This window comes from Mesorhizobium sp., from assembly GCF_004962925.1.
Taxonomy (GTDB): domain Bacteria; phylum Pseudomonadota; class Alphaproteobacteria; order Rhizobiales; family Rhizobiaceae; genus Mesorhizobium.
This window is the reverse complement of record NZ_SUEO01000139.1, coordinates 1-17575: the sequence shown is the minus strand read 5'-3', so window position 1 is coordinate 17575 and position 17575 is coordinate 1. Positions and strand designations below refer to the sequence as shown.

18 protein-coding genes are annotated in these 17575 nt (G+C 63.3%); 10 read left to right on the top strand and 8 right to left on the bottom strand.

Translation table 11 applies throughout. The annotated features are described in order from the left end of the window. The 7 genes from E5W87_RS23840 to E5W87_RS23810 all read right to left on the bottom strand — a co-directional run. A partial coding sequence (locus E5W87_RS23840; RefSeq protein ID WP_367118866.1) for an alpha/beta fold hydrolase occupies positions 1 to 252 on the bottom strand: 252 nt, incomplete at its 3' end. Beyond that, on the bottom strand, positions 252 to 1070 hold the full coding sequence (locus tag E5W87_RS23835; RefSeq protein WP_292403069.1) for a sugar phosphate isomerase/epimerase: 819 nt from the start codon (positions 1068 to 1070) through the stop codon (positions 252 to 254). The genes E5W87_RS23840 and E5W87_RS23835, both read right to left, overlap by 1 nt. Then, complete coding sequence (locus E5W87_RS23830) at positions 1070 to 2146, bottom strand: Gfo/Idh/MocA family oxidoreductase (protein WP_292403066.1); 1077 nt, start codon at positions 2144 to 2146, stop codon at positions 1070 to 1072. Before E5W87_RS23830 ends, E5W87_RS23835 begins: the two co-directional genes overlap by 1 nt. A gap of 10 nt (positions 2147 to 2156) precedes the next feature. Continuing rightward, entirely contained in the window at positions 2157 to 2930 is a 774-nt protein-coding gene (locus E5W87_RS23825; protein WP_292403073.1) for a sugar phosphate isomerase/epimerase, read from the bottom strand. A gap of 69 nt (positions 2931 to 2999) precedes the next feature. Further along, entirely contained in the window at positions 3000 to 3836 is an 837-nt protein-coding gene (locus tag E5W87_RS23820) for a carbohydrate ABC transporter permease (RefSeq protein WP_292403063.1), read from the bottom strand. After that, positions 3833 to 4762, bottom strand: coding sequence for a carbohydrate ABC transporter permease (locus E5W87_RS23815; protein ID WP_292403060.1), 930 nt, complete (start codon positions 4760 to 4762; stop codon positions 3833 to 3835). Before E5W87_RS23815 ends, E5W87_RS23820 begins: the two co-directional genes overlap by 4 nt. A 4-nt stretch (positions 4763 to 4766) precedes the next feature. Next, complete coding sequence (locus E5W87_RS23810; protein ID WP_292403057.1) at positions 4767 to 6113, bottom strand: ABC transporter substrate-binding protein; 1347 nt, start codon at positions 6111 to 6113, stop codon at positions 4767 to 4769. Positions 6114 to 6276: 163 nt separating this feature from the next. Between E5W87_RS23810 and E5W87_RS23805 the strand changes: the two genes are divergently transcribed. After that, entirely contained in the window at positions 6277 to 7425 is a 1149-nt protein-coding gene (locus tag E5W87_RS23805; RefSeq protein WP_292403054.1) for a Gfo/Idh/MocA family oxidoreductase, read from the top strand. Positions 7426 to 7442: 17 nt separating this feature from the next. Next, a complete protein-coding gene (locus E5W87_RS23800; RefSeq protein WP_292403051.1) occupies positions 7443 to 8426 on the top strand; it encodes an alpha/beta hydrolase in 984 nt (327 codons plus the stop codon). On the opposite strand, the gene E5W87_RS23795 is transcribed toward E5W87_RS23800, so the two are convergent. Beyond that, the gene (locus E5W87_RS23795) at positions 8407 to 9432 is read right to left on the bottom strand and encodes a LacI family DNA-binding transcriptional regulator (RefSeq protein ID WP_292403049.1); all 1026 of its coding nucleotides are present in this window, start codon (positions 9430 to 9432) and stop codon (positions 8407 to 8409) included. The two genes, E5W87_RS23800 and E5W87_RS23795, sit on opposite strands and share 20 nt — an antisense overlap. Positions 9433 to 9678: 246 nt before the next feature. Between E5W87_RS23795 and E5W87_RS23790 the strand changes: the two genes are divergently transcribed. The 8 genes from E5W87_RS23790 to E5W87_RS23755 form a co-directional block, all read left to right on the top strand. Next, complete coding sequence (locus tag E5W87_RS23790) at positions 9679 to 10626, top strand: sugar kinase (RefSeq protein WP_292403046.1); 948 nt, start codon at positions 9679 to 9681, stop codon at positions 10624 to 10626. Next, complete coding sequence (locus tag E5W87_RS23785) at positions 10623 to 11909, top strand: D-tagatose-bisphosphate aldolase, class II, non-catalytic subunit (protein ID WP_292403043.1); 1287 nt, start codon at positions 10623 to 10625, stop codon at positions 11907 to 11909. The genes E5W87_RS23790 and E5W87_RS23785 overlap by 4 nt, the downstream gene beginning before the upstream one ends. Positions 11910 to 12060: 151 nt before the next feature. After that, positions 12061 to 12945 carry a dihydrodipicolinate synthase family protein gene (locus tag E5W87_RS23780; protein ID WP_292403040.1) on the top strand — a complete coding sequence of 295 codons (885 nt, stop codon included), beginning with the start codon at positions 12061 to 12063 and terminating at the stop codon, positions 12943 to 12945. Between the two features lie 22 nt (positions 12946 to 12967). Then, a complete protein-coding gene (locus E5W87_RS23775) occupies positions 12968 to 13627 on the top strand; it encodes a GntR family transcriptional regulator (RefSeq protein ID WP_292403037.1) in 660 nt (219 codons plus the stop codon). Between the two features lie 63 nt (positions 13628 to 13690). Further along, positions 13691 to 15028, top strand: coding sequence for a sugar ABC transporter substrate-binding protein (locus tag E5W87_RS23770; RefSeq protein WP_292403034.1), 1338 nt, complete (start codon positions 13691 to 13693; stop codon positions 15026 to 15028). Continuing rightward, complete coding sequence (locus E5W87_RS23765; RefSeq protein ID WP_292403031.1) at positions 15028 to 16011, top strand: carbohydrate ABC transporter permease; 984 nt, start codon at positions 15028 to 15030, stop codon at positions 16009 to 16011. The genes E5W87_RS23770 and E5W87_RS23765 overlap by 1 nt, the downstream gene beginning before the upstream one ends. Beyond that, positions 16012 to 16833, top strand: a complete 822-nt coding sequence (locus E5W87_RS23760) for a carbohydrate ABC transporter permease (protein WP_292403028.1) — start codon at positions 16012 to 16014, stop codon at positions 16831 to 16833. A 43-nt stretch (positions 16834 to 16876) separates the two neighbouring features. Then, positions 16877 to 17575: ABC transporter ATP-binding protein (locus E5W87_RS23755; protein ID WP_292403026.1), on the top strand; the 699-nt coding region annotated here is incomplete at its 3' end.

Sequence of the window (17575 nt, the reverse complement as noted above, 5' to 3'; positions counted from 1 at the left end):
CTGATCGGCGGCGGCAACAACATCGTCCGCGAACATCTCCAGGGAAAACGGACGGCTGGTGCCCAGTCCGGAGGCGCCGTGCCCGCGGCATTCCAGCGTGATGCGCCGCAACCCCAGCCCGGAAGGGAAAGCCTGGGCGACCTGCGCCTCGCCACCGCCCAGCCCGTGCTGAAAGACGACCGCAAGCCCGTCGCCATAGTCGGAGACTTGAAGCGTGGCATCATCGCGAAGCAGCGTGGCAGAGCGAGCCATCAGACCAGCCCCCTCAGAAAGCGGGCAACCTCAGGCGCTTCATCGACCGAAAGGCCGTGCGTGACCAGCGCCCCGTCAAAGCCTGATACTTCCAGTCGGGCGACAAAATCCGGAAAATTGACTATACCTTGCCCGGCGGTGCCGAAGCGGCCGTCGGCAAAACGGTCCTTGGCATGGGCCATGGCGACATGGCCGGCCGTGGTCTCGACCGCAGCGGCCACGATGGCGCGTGCGTCGGCGGGGCTCGCCTGCTCGAACAGGTTCGCCGGATCGAGCACGATGCGCAGCCGTTTCGAGCCCATCTCGGCGATGAGGCGCATCGCATCCGACGCCGAGGTGACTATGTTGGCCTGTTCGGGTTCGATGCCGAGATCGATGCCCTGACACTCGGCGAGTTGCAGCGCCTTCTCCATCTCGCTCGCCATGTCGGCCCATGCCGAGGGATCGGCATTGTCGGGGTGGTGCGCCCAGTGATCGTCGGCGTTGCGCGTTCCCGTGCACAGCGTGACCAAGGGAACGGAAAGGTCTGCCGCGGCCTTGATGACCACGCCAAGCCGGCGCAGGCCGTCGTCGCGCACAGTCCTGTCCGGATGGGCCATGTTGTAGGTGCCCGAGAGCGCCACAAGGGCGACGCCGCAAGCGTTCGACGCGGCCGCAATGGCGCTGATGGCATCGTCAGGGACCGCATCCGGCATCGACGGCAGGCCGGCGCAGGCCAGGTTGAACTGGGTGACGGCAAATCCGGCGTCGCGGACTGCGGCCAGCACGCCGACCGGTTCGCTGCCCGGGAAGGTCTTGGCAAACACCCCGACCTGCATCAGACCGCTCCCGTGACGCTGGCGATCTCGACCCGCTCGCCGCTCTCGACCGAGCGGGCGATCGCCACCATGGCCCGGATCGAGGCAAGGCCATCCTCGACATTGGCGCCGCGCATCGGCTTGCAATCAAGGATTGTCTCAGCGAGGCCTTCGAGCTGGCGCCTGAAGAAATGCCCATCGGCGCCAAGCGGCTTGCGCGACGTCGCGTCCTTCTCGTGGAAGATGTCGACCTCGCTCGCCCGAAAATACCAGGGGTTGAAGGTCTTCGCGGTTACCGAGCCGTTCTCGCCATAGAGTTGAAAACCCTCGTGCCAGTCCATGCGCACGGCCACGGTGAGGTCGAGATGGCCAAGCGCGCCATTGGCGAATTCTGTCTCGACGAACCAGCAATAGGCGCCAAAACGCTCATTGAGGCGCGCGCGTACAGCAAGGATCTCGCCGCACAGGAAGCGCGCCGTGTCGACCAGATGTGAACCGTGCGCCAGCATGAAATACTGCCTGAGATCGGCCTTCGGATTGCCGCCCGGCTTGCGCGCCAGTTTGCTGGTGACGGGCAGCGGCTGGACCGCGTCGGTGTTGGTGTAGCGATGGGTGGAATCGCAATACCAGGCCTTCAACGCCAGGATCTCGCCCATCTCGTCGCGGACGAAATCGCGCGCCGCTTCCAGCGCCGGATCGAAGCGCTTCATATGACCGACCTGCAGCACCTTGCCGGAGCGCCTGACCGCATCGGCAAGCATCTCGCCTTCCTCGACCGAGACACCGATCGGCTTCTCGCACAGCACGTGCTTGCTGGCCTCGAGCGCCTTGATCGACATCGGCACGTGATAGGTGTCCGAGGTCGCGACGATCACCGCCTCCAGTTGCGGGTCGGCAAGCATCTCGTCGTAGTCGCCATACATCTTCTCAGGCTCATAGGTCGCGCCCATGCGCGCCAGCAGGTCGGGGGCGGCATCGCAGATCGCATAGAGATCGGCATTGCCAGCCTTCACGCAGGATTCGAGATGGGCGAATTGCGCGATCGGCCCGCAGCCGAGCACGCCGACACGAAGGCGACGGTCTTGCTTCCGGATCATGATCTTGTCCTCACGCGCCGTAACCGCGCATGGTCTGGCGGTTGGTCTTGACCGCGGCGGCCGGATCGGCGGCGGCGGTCTCGGATTCCTCTTCCAGCACCAGCCAGCCGTTGAAGCGCGGTGCCGCACTTGCGATGTCGATCACTGCCGCGGTATCGCAAACGCCCTTGCCGAGCATCGCCCATATGCCGCTGGCATCGACGTCCTTCAGGTGGACGTAGTGGATGCGGTCCCGGTAGGTGGTGAGCGTGTCGATCATGTCTTCATGGCCGCGCAATATGTGGCCGGTGTCGGGCACCCAGCCGACGAGCGACGGATCGATCATCCCAAAGATCCGATCGTAGTCGGCACGGTCGAAAAGCAGCGTGTTGTGGTGGGAGCTGGGGTGGACGGCGACATCGACGCCGGCCCTGCGCCCGAGTTCGCCGGTCTTGTTGTAGACCTCGGCCGCGATGGCGAATTTGTCGTCGCGCGGGCCGTCTGACACGACGGTGGCCGAGCCCATCGACACCAGCGCGCCTGGAAAGGCTGCGGCAAAGTCGATCCAGCGTTGCGCGGTCTCGAGGTCAGCGCCGATGCTCTCCTTCAGCGTGAAGCCGCTTTCCGAGCCGAAGGCGAAAGAAACGAGGGTGAGGCCGGCCGACTCCAGTGCCGTGGCGAATTCCGCCGGCCTGTCGGCATAGCGGCCGATCATCGTGTCGGTGATCTCGATGCCGGCATAGCCGCCGTCGGCGATCGCCTTAAGCAGATCGTCGGGACCACCGGTAAAACGGTCTCCGAGCATTTCCCAGGTAAAGGTCTGGCAGCCGACTTTCAGGTCTTTCACGATCGTCCTTTCATTCCTTGATGCCGCTCACTCTTTGATGCCACCTTGGGTCAGCCCTTCGATGATGTGCCGCTGGAAGAACAGCACCAGCACGATCAAAGGAACGGTGACGACGGCCGAAGCTGCGGCGATGTCGCCCCAAGGCACATAATAGAGGTTGGTGAAGTTGGCGATGCCGACGGGGATCGTCTGGCGATCGATGTTGGAGGTGAAGGCGAGCGCGAACAGGAACTCGTTCCAGGCGGTGATGAAGGCAAGCAGGCCGGTGGTCACCAGGCTCGGCAGCGACATCGGCAGGATGATGTGCCAGAGCAGGCCGGGAATGCTGACACCATCCATGCGCGCCGCCTCGTCGATCTCGCGCGGCAGCGTTTCGAAATAGCCGAACAGCACCCAGGTGACGAGCGGCAGCCCGAGCGCCAGGTAGGTGATGATCAGCGCCGTATAGGTATCGAGAAGGCCGAGATTGGTCGCCACCAGATAGAGCGGCCCGACCAGCGCGATCTGCGGAAACATCGACACCGAAAGGATGACCATCAGGATGCCGAACCGGCCCTTGACGTTGAGGCGCGACAGCGCGAAGGCGGCCAGCGACCCGACGAAGAGGCACAGGAAAGTCGTCGCCAGCGAGACCACCAGCGAGTTCCAGACATAGCGGTGCAGCTGCTTCTCGACGAAGGTGTTGTAATAGTGCTCGAGCGTGAAAGGGTCTGGGATCAGCGATGGCGAGCCCGAGGTCAGCGCCTTGTCGAGCTGGAACGAGGTCGAGAATTGCCAGATGAACGGGCCGCCGGACCAGACCAGGATCAGCAGGGCGCCGAGATAGATAGCAATGGTCTGCAGGGGTGAGCGCCTGTCCTTCATTGCGCCCTCCTGATCAGCCTGATGAGATAGAGACAGAATACCAGTGCGATGATGCCTTCGGTGACGAACATGGCGGTCGAAACGGCCGAGCCGTAGCCGAATTGCAGCGTCGAGAAGAGCACCTTGTAGGACAGCGTCGACAGCGTCTCGGTGGAATCGGCCGGGCCGCCGCCGGTCAGCACATAGACGAGGTCAAAGACGCGAAAGGCGTCGAGGGCGCGGAACAGGCCGGCGATCAGCAATGTCGGCATGAGCAGCGGCAGGCGGATGTACCAGAAGGTGATCCAGCCTTTCGCGCCATCCATGCGTGCCGCCTCGATCAGTGAATTGGGCACCGTCTGCAGCCCGGTCAAAAGCAGTAGCGCCATGAAGGGTGTGGTCTTCCAGACATCGGCGATGATGATGGTCGTCATCGCCGTGTCGGGTGAGCCGTACCAGTTGACGTTCTGGTCGATCAGCCCAGCGTGCAAGAGGATGTAGTTGATGATGCCGTTCTGGCCGTCGAACAGCCAACTGAACATCTTGGAAGTGACGACGGTGGGCATCGCCCACGGAACCAGCATGGCGGCGCGAACCAGGCCGCGTCCTTTGAAGGCCTCGCACAGGATGAGCGCCATGCCGAGCCCGATGGCGGTCTCCAGGATCGTCGAGGCCGTGGTGAACCACATCGTGTGCCACCAGGCATTCCAAAATTGGGCGTCACCCCATAGCTGCACATAATTGGAAAAACCCGAGAACTCGTTCTCCTGGGTGATCAGCGAGGTGTTGGTGAGCGAGAGATAAAGCCCGTTGACGATCGGGTAGAAGGAAACCGACGCCAGCGACACGAAGGCCGGCGTCAGCAGGAGCAAAGCCCAGACGGCGCCCGGAAGCGCCTTGCCAAGCCGCGGCCGGCCAATGCCAGAAACAGTGGCCGCCGCGGTCATAGGCTCAGCCGACGATCTGGTTGATTTGCGCCGCCAGCGCGTCCATCTCGGCCTGGACATTGCCCGAGACCAACGCCTTGGAGATGCCGGACTGCAAGGCCAGCGTCACCTTCGCATATTCGGGTGTGATCGGCCGGGCGGTGGCGCCGGTGAACACCTTCTCGAGGCTCGCCATGAACGGCTGTTCGGTCTTGATCTTCTCGTCCTGGAACAGCGCCGGGCGCGTCGGCGCGAGGCCGAAGTTCAAGGCGATGCGGTGTTGGGTTTCGGTCGACGACAGCCAGGTGAGCAGCTCGATCGCGGCTTCGCGCTGCTTGGAGTTGGCGTTGACGCCAAGCTGATAGCCGCCGAGACAGGCCGATCTCTTGCCGCCGGGGAAGGCCGGCAATGGTGCTACGCCAACCTTGTCGACCACCTGGGAGGCCTTGGCGTCCTGAGCGATCGGATAGACGTAGGACCAGTTGCGCATGAACATCGCCTTGCCCGAGGTGAAGGGCTGGCGCGACGGCTCCTCGTCCCAGGACAGGACGTCCTGCGGGCTGATCTTGGTCCCGTTGATGGTGTCGTGCAGGAACTGGATCGCGTCGACCGCCGCCTTCTGGTTGATCAGCGACGACTTGCCGTCGGGTGCCAGGATCGCGCCGTTGTTGGAGGTGATGATCTCGACGGCGTCGCAGACTAGAACCTCGGCCTGCTTGCCTTGCCAGAGATAGCCGAAATCGACATCGCCGGCCTTCTGCGCGGCGGCGGCGATGGTCGCCATGTCGGCCCAGTTTTCCGGCACCTTGCCGCCATGCTTTTCCAGCACGTCCTTGCGGTAATAGAACATGCCCGAATCCATGAACCAGGGAAGGGCGGTCAGCTTGCCGTCATAGGTGCAGGCGTTGAGGGTTCCGGTGAAGTACGCGCTGCGCTTGTCTGCCGGAAAATACTCGTCGAGCGGCAGCGCCCAGCCGGCGGCGGCAAAGCCTGCGATCCAGATCACGTCCTGGCTGAAGACGTCGGGCGTTCCGGTGCGCCGGGCGAGCTGCTGGACAAGGCCCTGATAGACCTCCGTCGATGAGCTCGGCGGTGGCAGCTCGATGTTCTTGACCAGAACGCGGTCCTGCGATTCGTTGAAGGCTTTGATCAGGTCGCCGAAAGTTTCCTTGCCGAAGAAGGCGGCACTGGCGAAGCTGATTTCGGCGCGCGACTGCGCGCGCGCCCGGCGAACGCCCAGTCCAGTGCCCAGGCCAAGTGTCGCCGCGCCCAGCAGGCCGGCGCTTCCAATGAGAAACTGCCGGCGGTCGGCGATCGTCACATGCGCCGCAGGCTTCGAGCCGGAGACCGGCCCTTTTTTGATGTCAGTCATTTTCTCCTCCTTGCGCTGGCAGCCTCCCAGTCAGCATTTGCGCATGTGCCATAAAAATTTTACGCGCGTCAACATTTAAAATGCTGTAAAGCGGCTTTCGAATGTGATCCGTTGCTGGTGCGATGATTCAGCCAGGATATGCGGCGTTGGGAGGTGGAAGAAAGTGCGAGGCCAATCAGCAGCTAAGCTCGGCATCGGCGTAGTCGGGTGCGGCAACATCTCGATGACCTATTTGCGCAATGCGGCTCTGTTTGGTGAGGTGGAGCTGCGCGCCTGCGCCGATATATCGCCCGACGTAGCGGCCCTGCGCGCCAGCGAATACGGCATTCGGGCGGTCAGCGTCGACGCGCTTCTGGCCGATCCCGAGATCGACCTCGTCCTCAACCTGACCATTCCGGCGGCGCATTTCGACATTTCGTTTTCGGCGCTTTCGGCGGGAAAGCACGTCTTCACCGAAAAGCCGCTGGCGACCTCGGCTAGAGACGGCCGCCGCCTTGTCGCCGAGGCGGCGGAGCGCCGGCTGCTGCTCGGCTCGGCCCCCGATACTTTCCTCGGCGCCGCCGGACGGCAGGCGCGCCGCCTCATGGACGACGGCGCGATCGGCCGCGCTGTGACCGGCACCGCCTTCATGATGGGCCGCGGTATGGAGCACTGGCACCCCAATCCGCAATTCTACTATCAGCCCGGCGGCGGACCCGTCTTTGACATGGGGCCCTATTACCTGACGATGCTGGTCAATTTGCTCGGGCCGGTGGCCCGCGTGATGGCGATGGCAACGCGGGGCCAGGAAGAACGGCTGATCACCGCCGAGGGCCCCTACAGGAACACCAGCTTCAAGGTCGGCACGCCGACCAACATCCTGTCGCTGCTGGAGTTCCATTCCGGTGCCACTGTCACCTTCGGTGCCTCCTGGGACGTCTTCAGGCACTCCAACCATCCGATCGAGCTGCATGGGACCGAAGGCTCGCTCAGGCTACCCGATCCGGATACGTTCGGCGGCACCGTCTCGCTGTCGGAGCGTGGGGCCGACTGGGCCGATTTTTCCAGTGAGAGCGAGCTTTATGGCGCGCGCAATTGGCCCTATGCCGCGCCGGATCGCGCCAACTACCGCATGCTCGGCGTCGCCGACCTTTCGCGCGCGCTGATATCAGGAAGAAAGCCGCGGGCGTCCGGCGATCTTGCGCTGCACGTGCTGGAGATCATGGAGGCGATCCTCGCATCGGGAGAGAGCCGCGAGTCGGTCGCCGTCAACGCAACCGTCGATCAGCCGCCGCTCCTCCAGGAGGACGAGGCGGCCAGCCTGCTTGCCTGATATCGGAGGGGACTACGATGACGACATCGCTTTCGCCCTTGCTCGATCCGGAGTCCCGGCATGTGCTCGACCTCGGCCGCCAGGCGGCCGCCCGGCCGTTCGAGGCCGGCACGCCCGAAGAGGCGCGCCGCGCCTATGAGCAGGACCCTCCGGCACTCCAGGGCGAGCGCGAGCCGGTAGGCTCACTGACCGAGCGCACCATCACCGGGTCCGGCGGCCCGTTGACGCTCAGGATCTATCGCGGACAGGGCGCGGTCGGGGCCGCTGCCCCGGCGCTGCTCTATCTGCATGGTGGTGGCTGGGTGATCGGCAATCTCGAATCCCATGACGAGATCTGCCGGTGGTTTGCCAACATGGCGGCGTGCGTCGTCGTCTCTCCCGACTACCGGCTGGCGCCGGAACACAAGTTTCCGGCGGCCATCGAAGATTGCCGCGCCGCACTTTCCTTCATGCAGGACGGCGCGGGCGATCTCGGCATCGACGCAGGAAGAATCGCTGTCGCCGGCGACAGCGCCGGCGGCAATCTCGCCACCGTGCTTTGCCTGCTTGCGCGCGGCGACAAGAACTCGCCGACTGCGCAACTGCTGTTCTATCCGAACACGGACGCCTCGCAGGCAGCGGACAGCTACCGCCGCTTCGCCGAGGGCTATGGCCTGACATCGGCGACCATGGCCTGGTTCCGCGATCATTATATCAGGGATGCCAGGGATATCGACGACTGGCGGGTGTCGCCGCTAAAGGCCGCAAGCCTTGCCGGCATGGCGCCGGCCTTTGTCGCAATCGCCGGTCATGACATTCTCACCGACGAAGGCGAGGCTTATGCGAAGCGTCTGGAAGATGACGGCGTGCCGGTCGTGCTGCGGCGCTGGCCCGGCCAGATACACGGCTTCGTCTCGATGGGCCGCCACGGCCCGGCGGCGAGGCAAGCGGTCGGCGCAGCGGTTGCCGCATGGCGCGGCTTCGATGCTGCCTTTGGAACGCTCAGGCCGACTGACGCATGACCAGCGTCGCGTCGAGACTGACTTTGTGGGCAACTGCCGCGTCGTCTTCGTCCAGCAAGGCCAGCAGCGTCTCGACGCTGCGTCCCGCCATGGAAGCGAAATCCTGCGCCATGGTGGTGAGGGCAGGACAGGTATAGCGGCTCAGCGGATGATCGTCATGGGCCGCGACCCGCAAGTCGCAGTCGCCTCTGCGACCGACTTTACGGCCTTGCGAATAGGCGGCAGCCATCACGCCAAAGGCGAGACGGTCGTTGGCGCACAGGATGGTCTTTCCCGGCAGGCCACCATTGCCGAGCATCTTTTCCATCTGCTCGTAGCCGATCCGCTCGAAATCCCACGTATAATCTTCGGTGTTGCCGATGATGACGGGTTCATGGCCGAGCCGCTGCATGGTGGCGACATAGCTGTTCAGCCGTTCTGGCGAGTTGTGGTTGACATGCGGGATGTCGAAATAAACCGGGGCATCGCCGGAACGACAGAGATAATCGACGATCGTCGAGACGCTCTGGCTGTTGTTGTTGCCGACGAATGGCGTGTCGCCCTCCAGATAGGTATCGAAATAGACGATCGGAATCGCCTGCGTCAGCTTCTCCAGCGTGCGGTGGTCCGAACGCAGCCCAAGCGGCGCAATCAACGCGCCGGAAACTTTTAGCGAAAGAATGGTTCGCGCTGCTTCCACTTCGAGCTCGCGCGATCCGTGCGAGGAGATCACGATCGGCCAGTAGCCTTCGTCGCGCAGCCTGAGTTCAATACGGCTGACCATCTCGGAATAGAATGGATCGGCGACCGTCGGCACCACGATGCCGATGCTGCGGGTTCGCTTTCGGTTCAGGTTGCGCGCAAAAAGATTGGGCTGGTAGTCGGACGCGCGCAGCGCAACCTCGATCCGCTGCCGTGTCGCCGGCTTGACACTGGTCGGATCATCAAAATATTTCGACAGGGTTGGCCTGGAGACGCCGCAAGAGCGGGCGAAATCCTCCATCGTCTTGTGCGTCATCGACATCAAATCCCTCGCGCCGTTGCTTAGCGCTAGCCCGGCTCCTACATACGGCGCGCCAGCGTGCAACCGCAAGTCGAAACTTTACAGACAATTCCAGCAGTTTCCATGCGTAAATTTATTAATTGACGCGAAAAAGCACAAGCCGTATTCACTTCCAGTGGGCGAATTCGAAATTCGTATCACCCGGAAAGTGCTCGCGCGTTCATCCGAACGAGCGAGACCGGGGCGAAATGCCGGGAGGGATTCCGCGAGATGAAGAAGCTGGTCAGTGCCGGCGAGATCCTCGTCGAGATCATGGCCGAGCGGATCGGCCAGAGCTTTCTCGAGCCTGGTCCGCTGCTTGGGCCCTACCCGTCTGGAGCGCCCGCCATCTTCATCGGCCAGGCGGCGGCGCTCGGCCAGCCGGCCGGTCTCATCGGCGCCGTCGGCGACGACGATTTCGGCAGGCTGAACATCGAGCGGCTGCGGGCACTGGGCGCCGACGTGTCGGCGATCGCGGTTCACAAGGGCCAGGCGACGGGTACGGCCTTCGTCACCTACCGGGCCGACGCCAGCCGGCATTTCGTCTTCAACATCCGCAACAGCGCGTCCGGCCTGATCGAGACCGATCCGGCGGCAACAAAGCTGCTGGCCGGTGCCGATCACGTCCATGTCATGGGCTCGTCGCTGTTTTCCGACCGCGCCATCGAGGTGACCTTGTCGGCGATCGAGACGGTGAAGGCGAGCGGTGGAACCGTGTCCTTCGATCCGAACATTCGCCGGGAGATCATGCAGGCTTCCGGCATGCGCACAGCGCTCGACCATGTGCTGGCGCGAGCCGACATCTTCCTGCCGAGCGGCGAGGAGCTTTTCCTGTTTTCATCCGCGAAGGACGAGAAGCGCGCAGTCGAGGAACTGCTGGCCCGTGGCCTGTCCTGCATCGTCCTGAAGAAAGGCGCCGCAGGCGCCACCTATCATGATCGCCACGGCACGGTCACCTCACCCGGCTTTGCCGTCGACGAAGTCGATCCGACGGGTGCCGGCGACTGCTTCGGTGCTGCCTTCGTCTCGTTTTGGTTGCGCGGGGCAGCTCCCGCAGACGCATTGCGGATCGCCAATGCCTGCGGTGCGCTCGCCGTCACCCGCAAGGGCCCTATGGAGGGCATTTTCCCGCTTGAAGCGGTCGAGGCCTTTATTGCCACGGGGAAGAACACGCAATGAGTGCCGCGACGCAGAGGTTTGCAAACATTGCGGCTAGGCGCGCCGCAGGTGAGAGAAGTGGCATCACCTCGGTCTGCTCGGCGCATCCGCTGGTGATCGAGGCCACCTTGCGCCGTGGCGCGGCGCGGCGCGCGGACGTGCTGATCGAGGCCACCTGCAATCAGGTGAACCACGAGGGCGGCTACACCGGGATGACGCCGCCCGACTTCCGCCGCTTTGTCGAGGCGCGTGCGCAGAAAGTCGGCTTCTCCGTCGATCGCCTGATCCTCGGTGGCGATCATCTCGGGCCGAATCCGTGGAAGCACATGGCAGCAGCTACCGCGATGAACAAGGCGGGGGCGATGATCGATGCCTTTGCGAGCGCCGGCTTCACCAAGATGCATCTGGATACGAGCATGGCCTGCGCCGACGATCCAGCCGTGCTTGCCGATGAAACCATCGCCGCACGTGCGGCCGAACTTGCCGCAATCGCCGAGGCGGCAGTCGAGCGGGCAGGCGGCGGAAAGCTCGTCTATATCATCGGCACCGAAGTGCCGGTGCCGGGCGGTGCGCTGGAGGCGCTCGACCACCTGCATGTGACCGCGCCTGACGATGCCTTGCGCACCGTTGAGATTCATCATCGGGCGTTTTCCCGCGCCGGGCTCGAAGCCGCTTTTGCCCGAGCGATCGGCGTCGTCGTCCAGCCCGGCGTCGAGTTCGGCAACACCGAAATCGTGCCCTATGCGCCGGCCAAGGCGACCGAACTGGTGGCGGTGCTCGACCGCATGCCGCAATTCGTTTTCGAGGCGCATTCGACCGACTACCAGCCGGCCGAAGCGCTTAACGCTCTCGTTCGCGACGGCTTCGCCATCCTCAAGGTCGGCCCCTGGCTGACCTTCGCGCTTCGCGAAGCGCTGTACGGGCTCAGCCACATCGCCGATGTGCTCGCACCTGACCCTTCGCGCGAAAGCCTGCCTGCCGCGATGGAACGCATCATGCTGGCGTCGCCGGACAATTGGCAGAAGTATCATCCGGGCACGCCGGAAGAGCAGCGCGTCCAGCGGCATTTTTCGTTCAGCGACCGCATCCGCTATTACTGGCCGACGCCGGAGGCGCAGCGCGCCACTCAGAAGCTATTGGATGTGCTGGGCGAAAAGGACATCCCCCGGCCTCTGATCAGCCAATATCTGGGGCAGCTCGACGCCGAGGTTGCAGAAGGCCAGGTCAAGCCCCTCGCGCACGACCTTCTTATCGGCAGCGTCACCCGTGTTCTCGATATCTACGCGGACGCAACGGGACAGTAGGATCGCGTTGCCGGAAGGACGGCGCTCGCGCAATCCGCCTCATAAAATGCTTGATGTCGACGTCATTTCGAAAAAGGCGTCCCCTGCAATTTACAACTAACATGTTAGTGTGCTACGGCTGCTTGCAGATCGACATCTGGAGAGAATAGCAGTGGCTTCGCGCTTTGGTCTTTCGGTTGCCCTCACCACGCCTTTCGATGCGTCCGGGCAAATCGCCATCTCTCCCATGGTTGCGCAAGCCCGGGCTTGCCTTGGCGCCGGCTGCAGCAGCGCTACGCTCTTCGGCACCACCGGCGAAGGCGCTTCGCTGGGCACGGGAGAGCGGCGGATCGTCACCGAAGCCATGCTTGCCGCCGGCATTCCTGCGCATCAGCTCGTCGCCGGCGTACTGGTCGATGCGGCCGAAGACGCCGCCGAACAGGCGCGACACGCTTTGCAGGGCGGCGTCCGCAACATCCTGCTGGCGCCGCCGAGCTATTTCAAGAATGTCGGCGAGGACGGGCTGTTCGGATGGTTTTCCGCCGTCTTCGCCGCGCTCGGCCCGCTGGCTCGCGGCGTCCTCCTCTACAACATCCCCTCCGTCACCATGGTGCCGCTCCCGCTTGCCCTGATCGGTCGGCTGCGTGCCGCCTTCCCCGGCGTGATCGCTGGTGTCAAGGATTCGGGTGGAGACTGGAGCTACAGCGAGGCGCTGCTAAGCGCCCATGGCGACATTGTGATCCTGATCGGCGACGAGCGGCATTTGGCCAGAAGCGTGCGCCAGGGCGGGCAGGGCGCCATCTCAGGCATGGCCAATTTCGTCACCGGTGAGATCCGCGCCATGGCCGAGGATGGGCGCGACGATGTCCGCGTCGAGAGCTTCGTGCTCGAATTGCTCAAATATCCGGTCACCCCGGCGGTGAAGGTCATGGTGGCGCGCAAGACCGGCGACGAGCGCTGGCTGGCGGTCCGTCCGCCGCTGGAGCCGATCGCTGCGCAGGGGCGGCAACAGCTTGCCGCCGCTTATGACAGGCTGTTTGCGACAGAGCCGGCCTGACCGGCAAGGAAGAACCGCTGAAATGGACGACAGCAGCGAACCGGCCACCCTCAGGGAAAAAGCCTATGCCAGCTTCACGCGGCATTTGCTGGCTCGCGACCTCAGGCCGGGACAGTTTGTGTCGCAGCGCGAGCTGGTTGCCTTTACCGGGCTGCCGCTCGGCGCCATCCGCGAGATCGTGCCGCGTCTCGAGGCCGAGGGACTTTTGACCACCATCCCACAGCGCGGCATGCAGATCGCCCACATCGACATCAATCTGATCCGCGAGGCCTTCCAGTTTCGCCTGTTCATGGAGCGCGAAGCGGTGGCGCTGTTCACCGTCAACGCGGCCGACACCGAACTCGCCCGCCTGCGGCGCGAACATGAGGAGATGCTGGCTCAAGCGTTGTCGCAGCCGCCGACGCCGGAAATGGAAGCCAAGGCCCAGAACATCGATTGGGCGATGCACGACACCTTCATCGATGCGCTGGGCAACGAGATCATCGCCAAGGCGTATCTGGTCAATTCGGTGAAGATCCGCCTGATCCATCAAGAGCGTTTCCGTATCGATGGGCGCGTCGTGCCGGTGATGCACGAGCACCTGACAGTGATCGAAGCGCTCGAGAGCCGCGACCCGCAAAGGGCGGTAGAGGCGATCAGCCGGCATATCGACAATGCGCGCCGGTTGGCGCTCCAGATTTGAGGACATATGGTTCGCGGCTGCCGCGACGCAATCCACAACGACAGCAACCCAAGGGAGGAAGAAATGTCGTCCAATCCGTTCAAGCCAACAAGAAGGCAGGTCCTTGCAGGCACCACGGCGCTCGCCGCCGCGGGGCTGGCGGGCCTTCGCCCGAGCTTTTCCGCCAGCGTCGACTGGAAGCGCTTTGCCGGCACGACGCTCGATGTCAATCTCGTGAAAAGCCCGCGCAGCGACACCATCTTGAAATATATCGCCGAATTCGAGGAGCTGACCGGCATCAAGGTCAATGCCGAGGCGACGCCGGAACAACAGCAGCGGCAGAAGACGGTGATCGAGCTGAGCTCCGGCAAGCCGAGCTTCGATGTCGTGCATCTGAGCTATCACGTGCAGAAACGCCAGTTCGAAAAGGGCGGCTGGCTGGCCGATATCGCCGGCTACCTCGCCGACCCGACGCTTACCGATCCAGGGCTGGTCGAAGGCGATTTCGCCGAGGCCGGCATGCTGTTTGCCAAGGACAGCCAGGGCGTGCTGCGTTCGCTGCCCTTCTCAGTGGACTACTGGATCGTCTACTGGAACAAGGAGCTGTTCGAGGCCAAGGGCCTAAAATACCCCGAAACCTTCGACCAGTTGGTGACCGCCGCCGAAGCGCTGACCGACCCCTCGACTAACACTTTCGGTTTCGTCGCCCGCGGCCTCAAGAATGCCAACACGCCGGTGTGGACGTCGCTGATGCTCGGCTACGACATGACGCCGCTCGACGACAAGGGAAAGCTGCGCACTGAAACGCCCGAGGCGATCGAGGCCGCTGCCCTCTACCAGAGACTGATGACCAAATCCGCCCCTCCGGGCGTCACCGGCTTCAATTGGGCTGAAGCGCAGTCCGCCTTCCTGCAAGGCAAGATCGGCATGTGGTTCGATGGCGTGGGTTTTGCTCCGCCGATGGAGAATCCCGAAAAGTCGCGCGTGGTCGGCAAGGTCGGCTATGGCGTCATGCCCAAGGGTCCCAAGGCACATGCCTCCGGGACGTTTGGCGACGGCCTCGGCGTGACCGCTTCCAGCGAAAAGAAGGAGGCCGCCTATCTGTTCTGTCAGTGGGCGGTTTCCCCGGCCATGGGCGCGCGCCTGCTTCAGGCCGGTGCCGGCGTGCCGTTCCGCAAGTCGGTGCTGGAAGACCCCAAGGTGCGCGAAGGCGTCACCATGCCGGCGAGCTGGCTCGATGCCGTGGTCGGCTCCGGCAATATCAGCCGGCTGGCGCTGCCGGTGATCATCCCGGTCACCGAGTTCCGCGACATCTATGGCGTGGCGTTGACCAACATGATTGCCGGTGCTGATCCTGCCGAAGAGTTGAAGAAGGCCACCGCGCAGTTCCAGCCGGTTCTCGACAGGAGCGAGCAGGGCTGATGTCTGCCATTGCCCCAGAACGCACCGGGGTGACGAGCGATCGCACCGGGGTGACGACGGATCGCACCGGGGTGACGACTGAACAGGCAATCGAAGGGAGCCAGACGATCCGGCTGGCTCCCAACTACTGGCCGTTCGTCGTTCCGGCGCTCGTCGTAGTCGGCGCCGTGATCGTCTTTCCCTGGGCTTTCACGCTGTGGATGAGCGTCAACCGCTGGACGCTTGGCCAGTCGCGGAGCTTTGCCGGGATGGAAAACTATCTCCGTCTGGCCAGCGACCCGCGATTCTGGGAATCCCTTGTCCATACGTTGACCTACACCTCACTGTCGGTGGCAGCGCCGATGTTCTTCGGCACTGTCGCCGCCCTGATCTTCGACGCCAGGTTTCCGCTGCGTGGCCTGCTGCGCGGCGTCTTCGTGATGCCGATGATGGCAACGCCCGTTGCCGTGGCACTGGTCTGGACCATGATGTTCCATCCCCAGCTCGGCGTGCTCAACTACTTGCTATCGCTGGTCGGCATCCCGGCGCAGGAATGGATCTTCAACGCCAGAACGGTCATCCCTTCGCTGGTTGCAGTCGAGACCTGGCAGTGGACGCCGCTGGTGATGCTGATCGTGCTGGGCGGGCTGGCTTCGGTGCCACGCGAGCCGTTCGAGAGCGCCGAGATCGATGGTGCCAATGCCTGGCAGCAGTTCCGCTACCTCACTCTGCCGATGATCGCGCCGTTTCTGATGATCGCGTTGATCATCCGCACCATCGATGCGCTGAAGAGCTTCGACATCATCTTTGCAATGACCCAGGGCGGGCCAGGCACGGCGTCGGAAACCATCAACATCTATCTCTACAACACCGCCTTCTCCTACTACGACATCGGCTATGGCTCGGCCATGGCCGTGGTGTTCTTCATCGTTATCGTGGCGCTGTCCTTCATCCTCCTGATGCTGCGCCAGCGCTCGCAGTGGATCGACGCGGAGGGCAAATAGATGAATTCACGTCTGCTCAACCAGATCGGGCTGTTCTTCGCGGCTCTGGTCATCGTCTCGCCGGCGATCCTGTTCTTCCTCTGGATGATCTCGCTTTCACTGAAATTCGAGATCGACAACGGCGCCTATCCGCCGATCCTGATTCCCGAACGTTTCGCCTGGTCGAACTATGTGAAGGTGTTCGAAGAGAACAACTTCCTCCTCTACCTCTGGAACTCGGTTCTGGTGACCGGCACGGCGACATTGCTGGCGCTGCTGATCGGCGTACCGGCCGGCTATGGCATAGCGCGGCTCAAGGCCGAAAAATCGGCGGTCGTCATCATGATCGCCCGCATGACGCCTGGGCTGTCCTATCTCATTCCGCTGTTTTTGCTGTTCCAGTGGATCGGGATTCTCGGTACGCTCTGGCCGCAGATCATCATCCACCTGGTGGTGACGGTGCCGATCGTGGTCTGGGTGATGATCGGCTATTTCGAGACCACGCCGATGGAGCTGGAAGAGGCAGCCAACATCGACGGCGCCAGCTCCTGGCAGGTGTTCCGGCTGGTCGCCCTGCCCATCGCCAAGCCGGGCATCGTTGTCGCCTTCATCCTGTCCGTCATCTTTTCGTGGAACAATTTCGTCTTCGGCGTGGTGCTCGCCAGCCGCGAGACGCGCACGCTGCCGGTCGCCGTCTACAACATGCTCTCCTATGAGCAGGTGAGTTGGGGGCCGCTCGCCGCCGCGGCGCTGGTGGTGACGCTGCCGGTGCTGGTCCTGACCATGTTCGCGCAAAAGCAGATCGTCGCGGGGCTGACCGCCGGCGCGGTCAAAGGCGGCTGAAGCCGCATTTAGCTCGACATCACTCTTTTCCCGGAGAAATCCAATGGCATCGGTAACAATCAACAACGTGCAGAAGGCTTTCGGAGCCACCAAGATCATTCACGACGTCAGCGTCGATATTGCCGACGGCGAGTTCGTCATCCTGGTCGGGCCGTCGGGATGCGGAAAGTCGACGCTGCTGCGCATGATTGCCGGACTTGAAACGATCTCGGGCGGGAAGATCGCGATCGGCGAACGTATGGTCAACAACCTGCGGGCGCGGGACCGGAACATCGCCATGGTGTTCCAGAACTATGCGCTTTATCCGCATATGACGGTGGCCGACAATATGGGCTTTGCCCTGAAGATCAAGAAAGCCGATCCGGCCGATACCGCCGGTCGCGTCAGGAATGCGGCCAATATCCTTGGGCTGGAAAAGCTGCTTGAGCGCTATCCGCGTCAGCTCTCCGGCGGTCAGCGCCAGCGCGTCGCCATGGGCCGCGCCATCGTGCGCGACCCGCAGGTCTTCCTGTTCGACGAGCCGCTGTCCAATCTCGACGCCAAGCTGCGCGTCCAGATGCGTGGCGAGATCAAGGCGCTGCACCAGCGGCTGGGCACCACCACCATCTACGTCACGCATGACCAGATCGAAGCGATGACCATGGCCGACAAGATCGTCGTGCTGCATGACGGCCTGGTCGAGCAGATCGGTGCGCCGCTGGACCTCTACGACCAGCCGGCCAATCTCTTCGTTGCCGGGTTT

What these genes read in the sequence shown, in the direction of transcription:
- E5W87_RS23835 (WP_292403069.1), bottom strand. Translation starts at nt 1,070, where the DNA reads ATGCAGGTCGGGGTGTTTGCCAAGACCTTCCCGGGCAGCGAACCGGTC.
- E5W87_RS23830 (WP_292403066.1), bottom strand. Translation starts at nt 2,146, where the DNA reads ATGATCCGGAAGCAAGACCGTCGCCTTCGTGTCGGCGTGCTCGGCTGC.
- E5W87_RS23825 (WP_292403073.1), bottom strand. Translation starts at nt 2,930, where the DNA reads ATGCTCGGAGACCGTTTTACCGGTGGTCCCGACGATCTGCTTAAGGCG.
- E5W87_RS23820 (WP_292403063.1), bottom strand. Translation starts at nt 3,836, where the DNA reads ATGAAGGACAGGCGCTCACCCCTGCAGACCATTGCTATCTATCTCGGC.
- E5W87_RS23815 (WP_292403060.1), bottom strand. Translation starts at nt 4,762, where the DNA reads ATGACCGCGGCGGCCACTGTTTCTGGCATTGGCCGGCCGCGGCTTGGC.
- E5W87_RS23810 (WP_292403057.1), bottom strand. Translation starts at nt 6,113, where the DNA reads ATGACTGACATCAAAAAAGGGCCGGTCTCCGGCTCGAAGCCTGCGGCG.
- E5W87_RS23800 (WP_292403051.1), top strand. Translation starts at nt 7,443, where the DNA reads ATGACGACATCGCTTTCGCCCTTGCTCGATCCGGAGTCCCGGCATGTG.
- E5W87_RS23790 (WP_292403046.1), top strand. Translation starts at nt 9,679, where the DNA reads ATGAAGAAGCTGGTCAGTGCCGGCGAGATCCTCGTCGAGATCATGGCC.
- E5W87_RS23785 (WP_292403043.1), top strand. Translation starts at nt 10,623, where the DNA reads ATGAGTGCCGCGACGCAGAGGTTTGCAAACATTGCGGCTAGGCGCGCC.
- E5W87_RS23775 (WP_292403037.1), top strand. Translation starts at nt 12,968, where the DNA reads ATGGACGACAGCAGCGAACCGGCCACCCTCAGGGAAAAAGCCTATGCC.
- E5W87_RS23770 (WP_292403034.1), top strand. Translation starts at nt 13,691, where the DNA reads ATGTCGTCCAATCCGTTCAAGCCAACAAGAAGGCAGGTCCTTGCAGGC.
- E5W87_RS23765 (WP_292403031.1), top strand. Translation starts at nt 15,028, where the DNA reads ATGTCTGCCATTGCCCCAGAACGCACCGGGGTGACGAGCGATCGCACC.
- E5W87_RS23760 (WP_292403028.1), top strand. Translation starts at nt 16,012, where the DNA reads ATGAATTCACGTCTGCTCAACCAGATCGGGCTGTTCTTCGCGGCTCTG.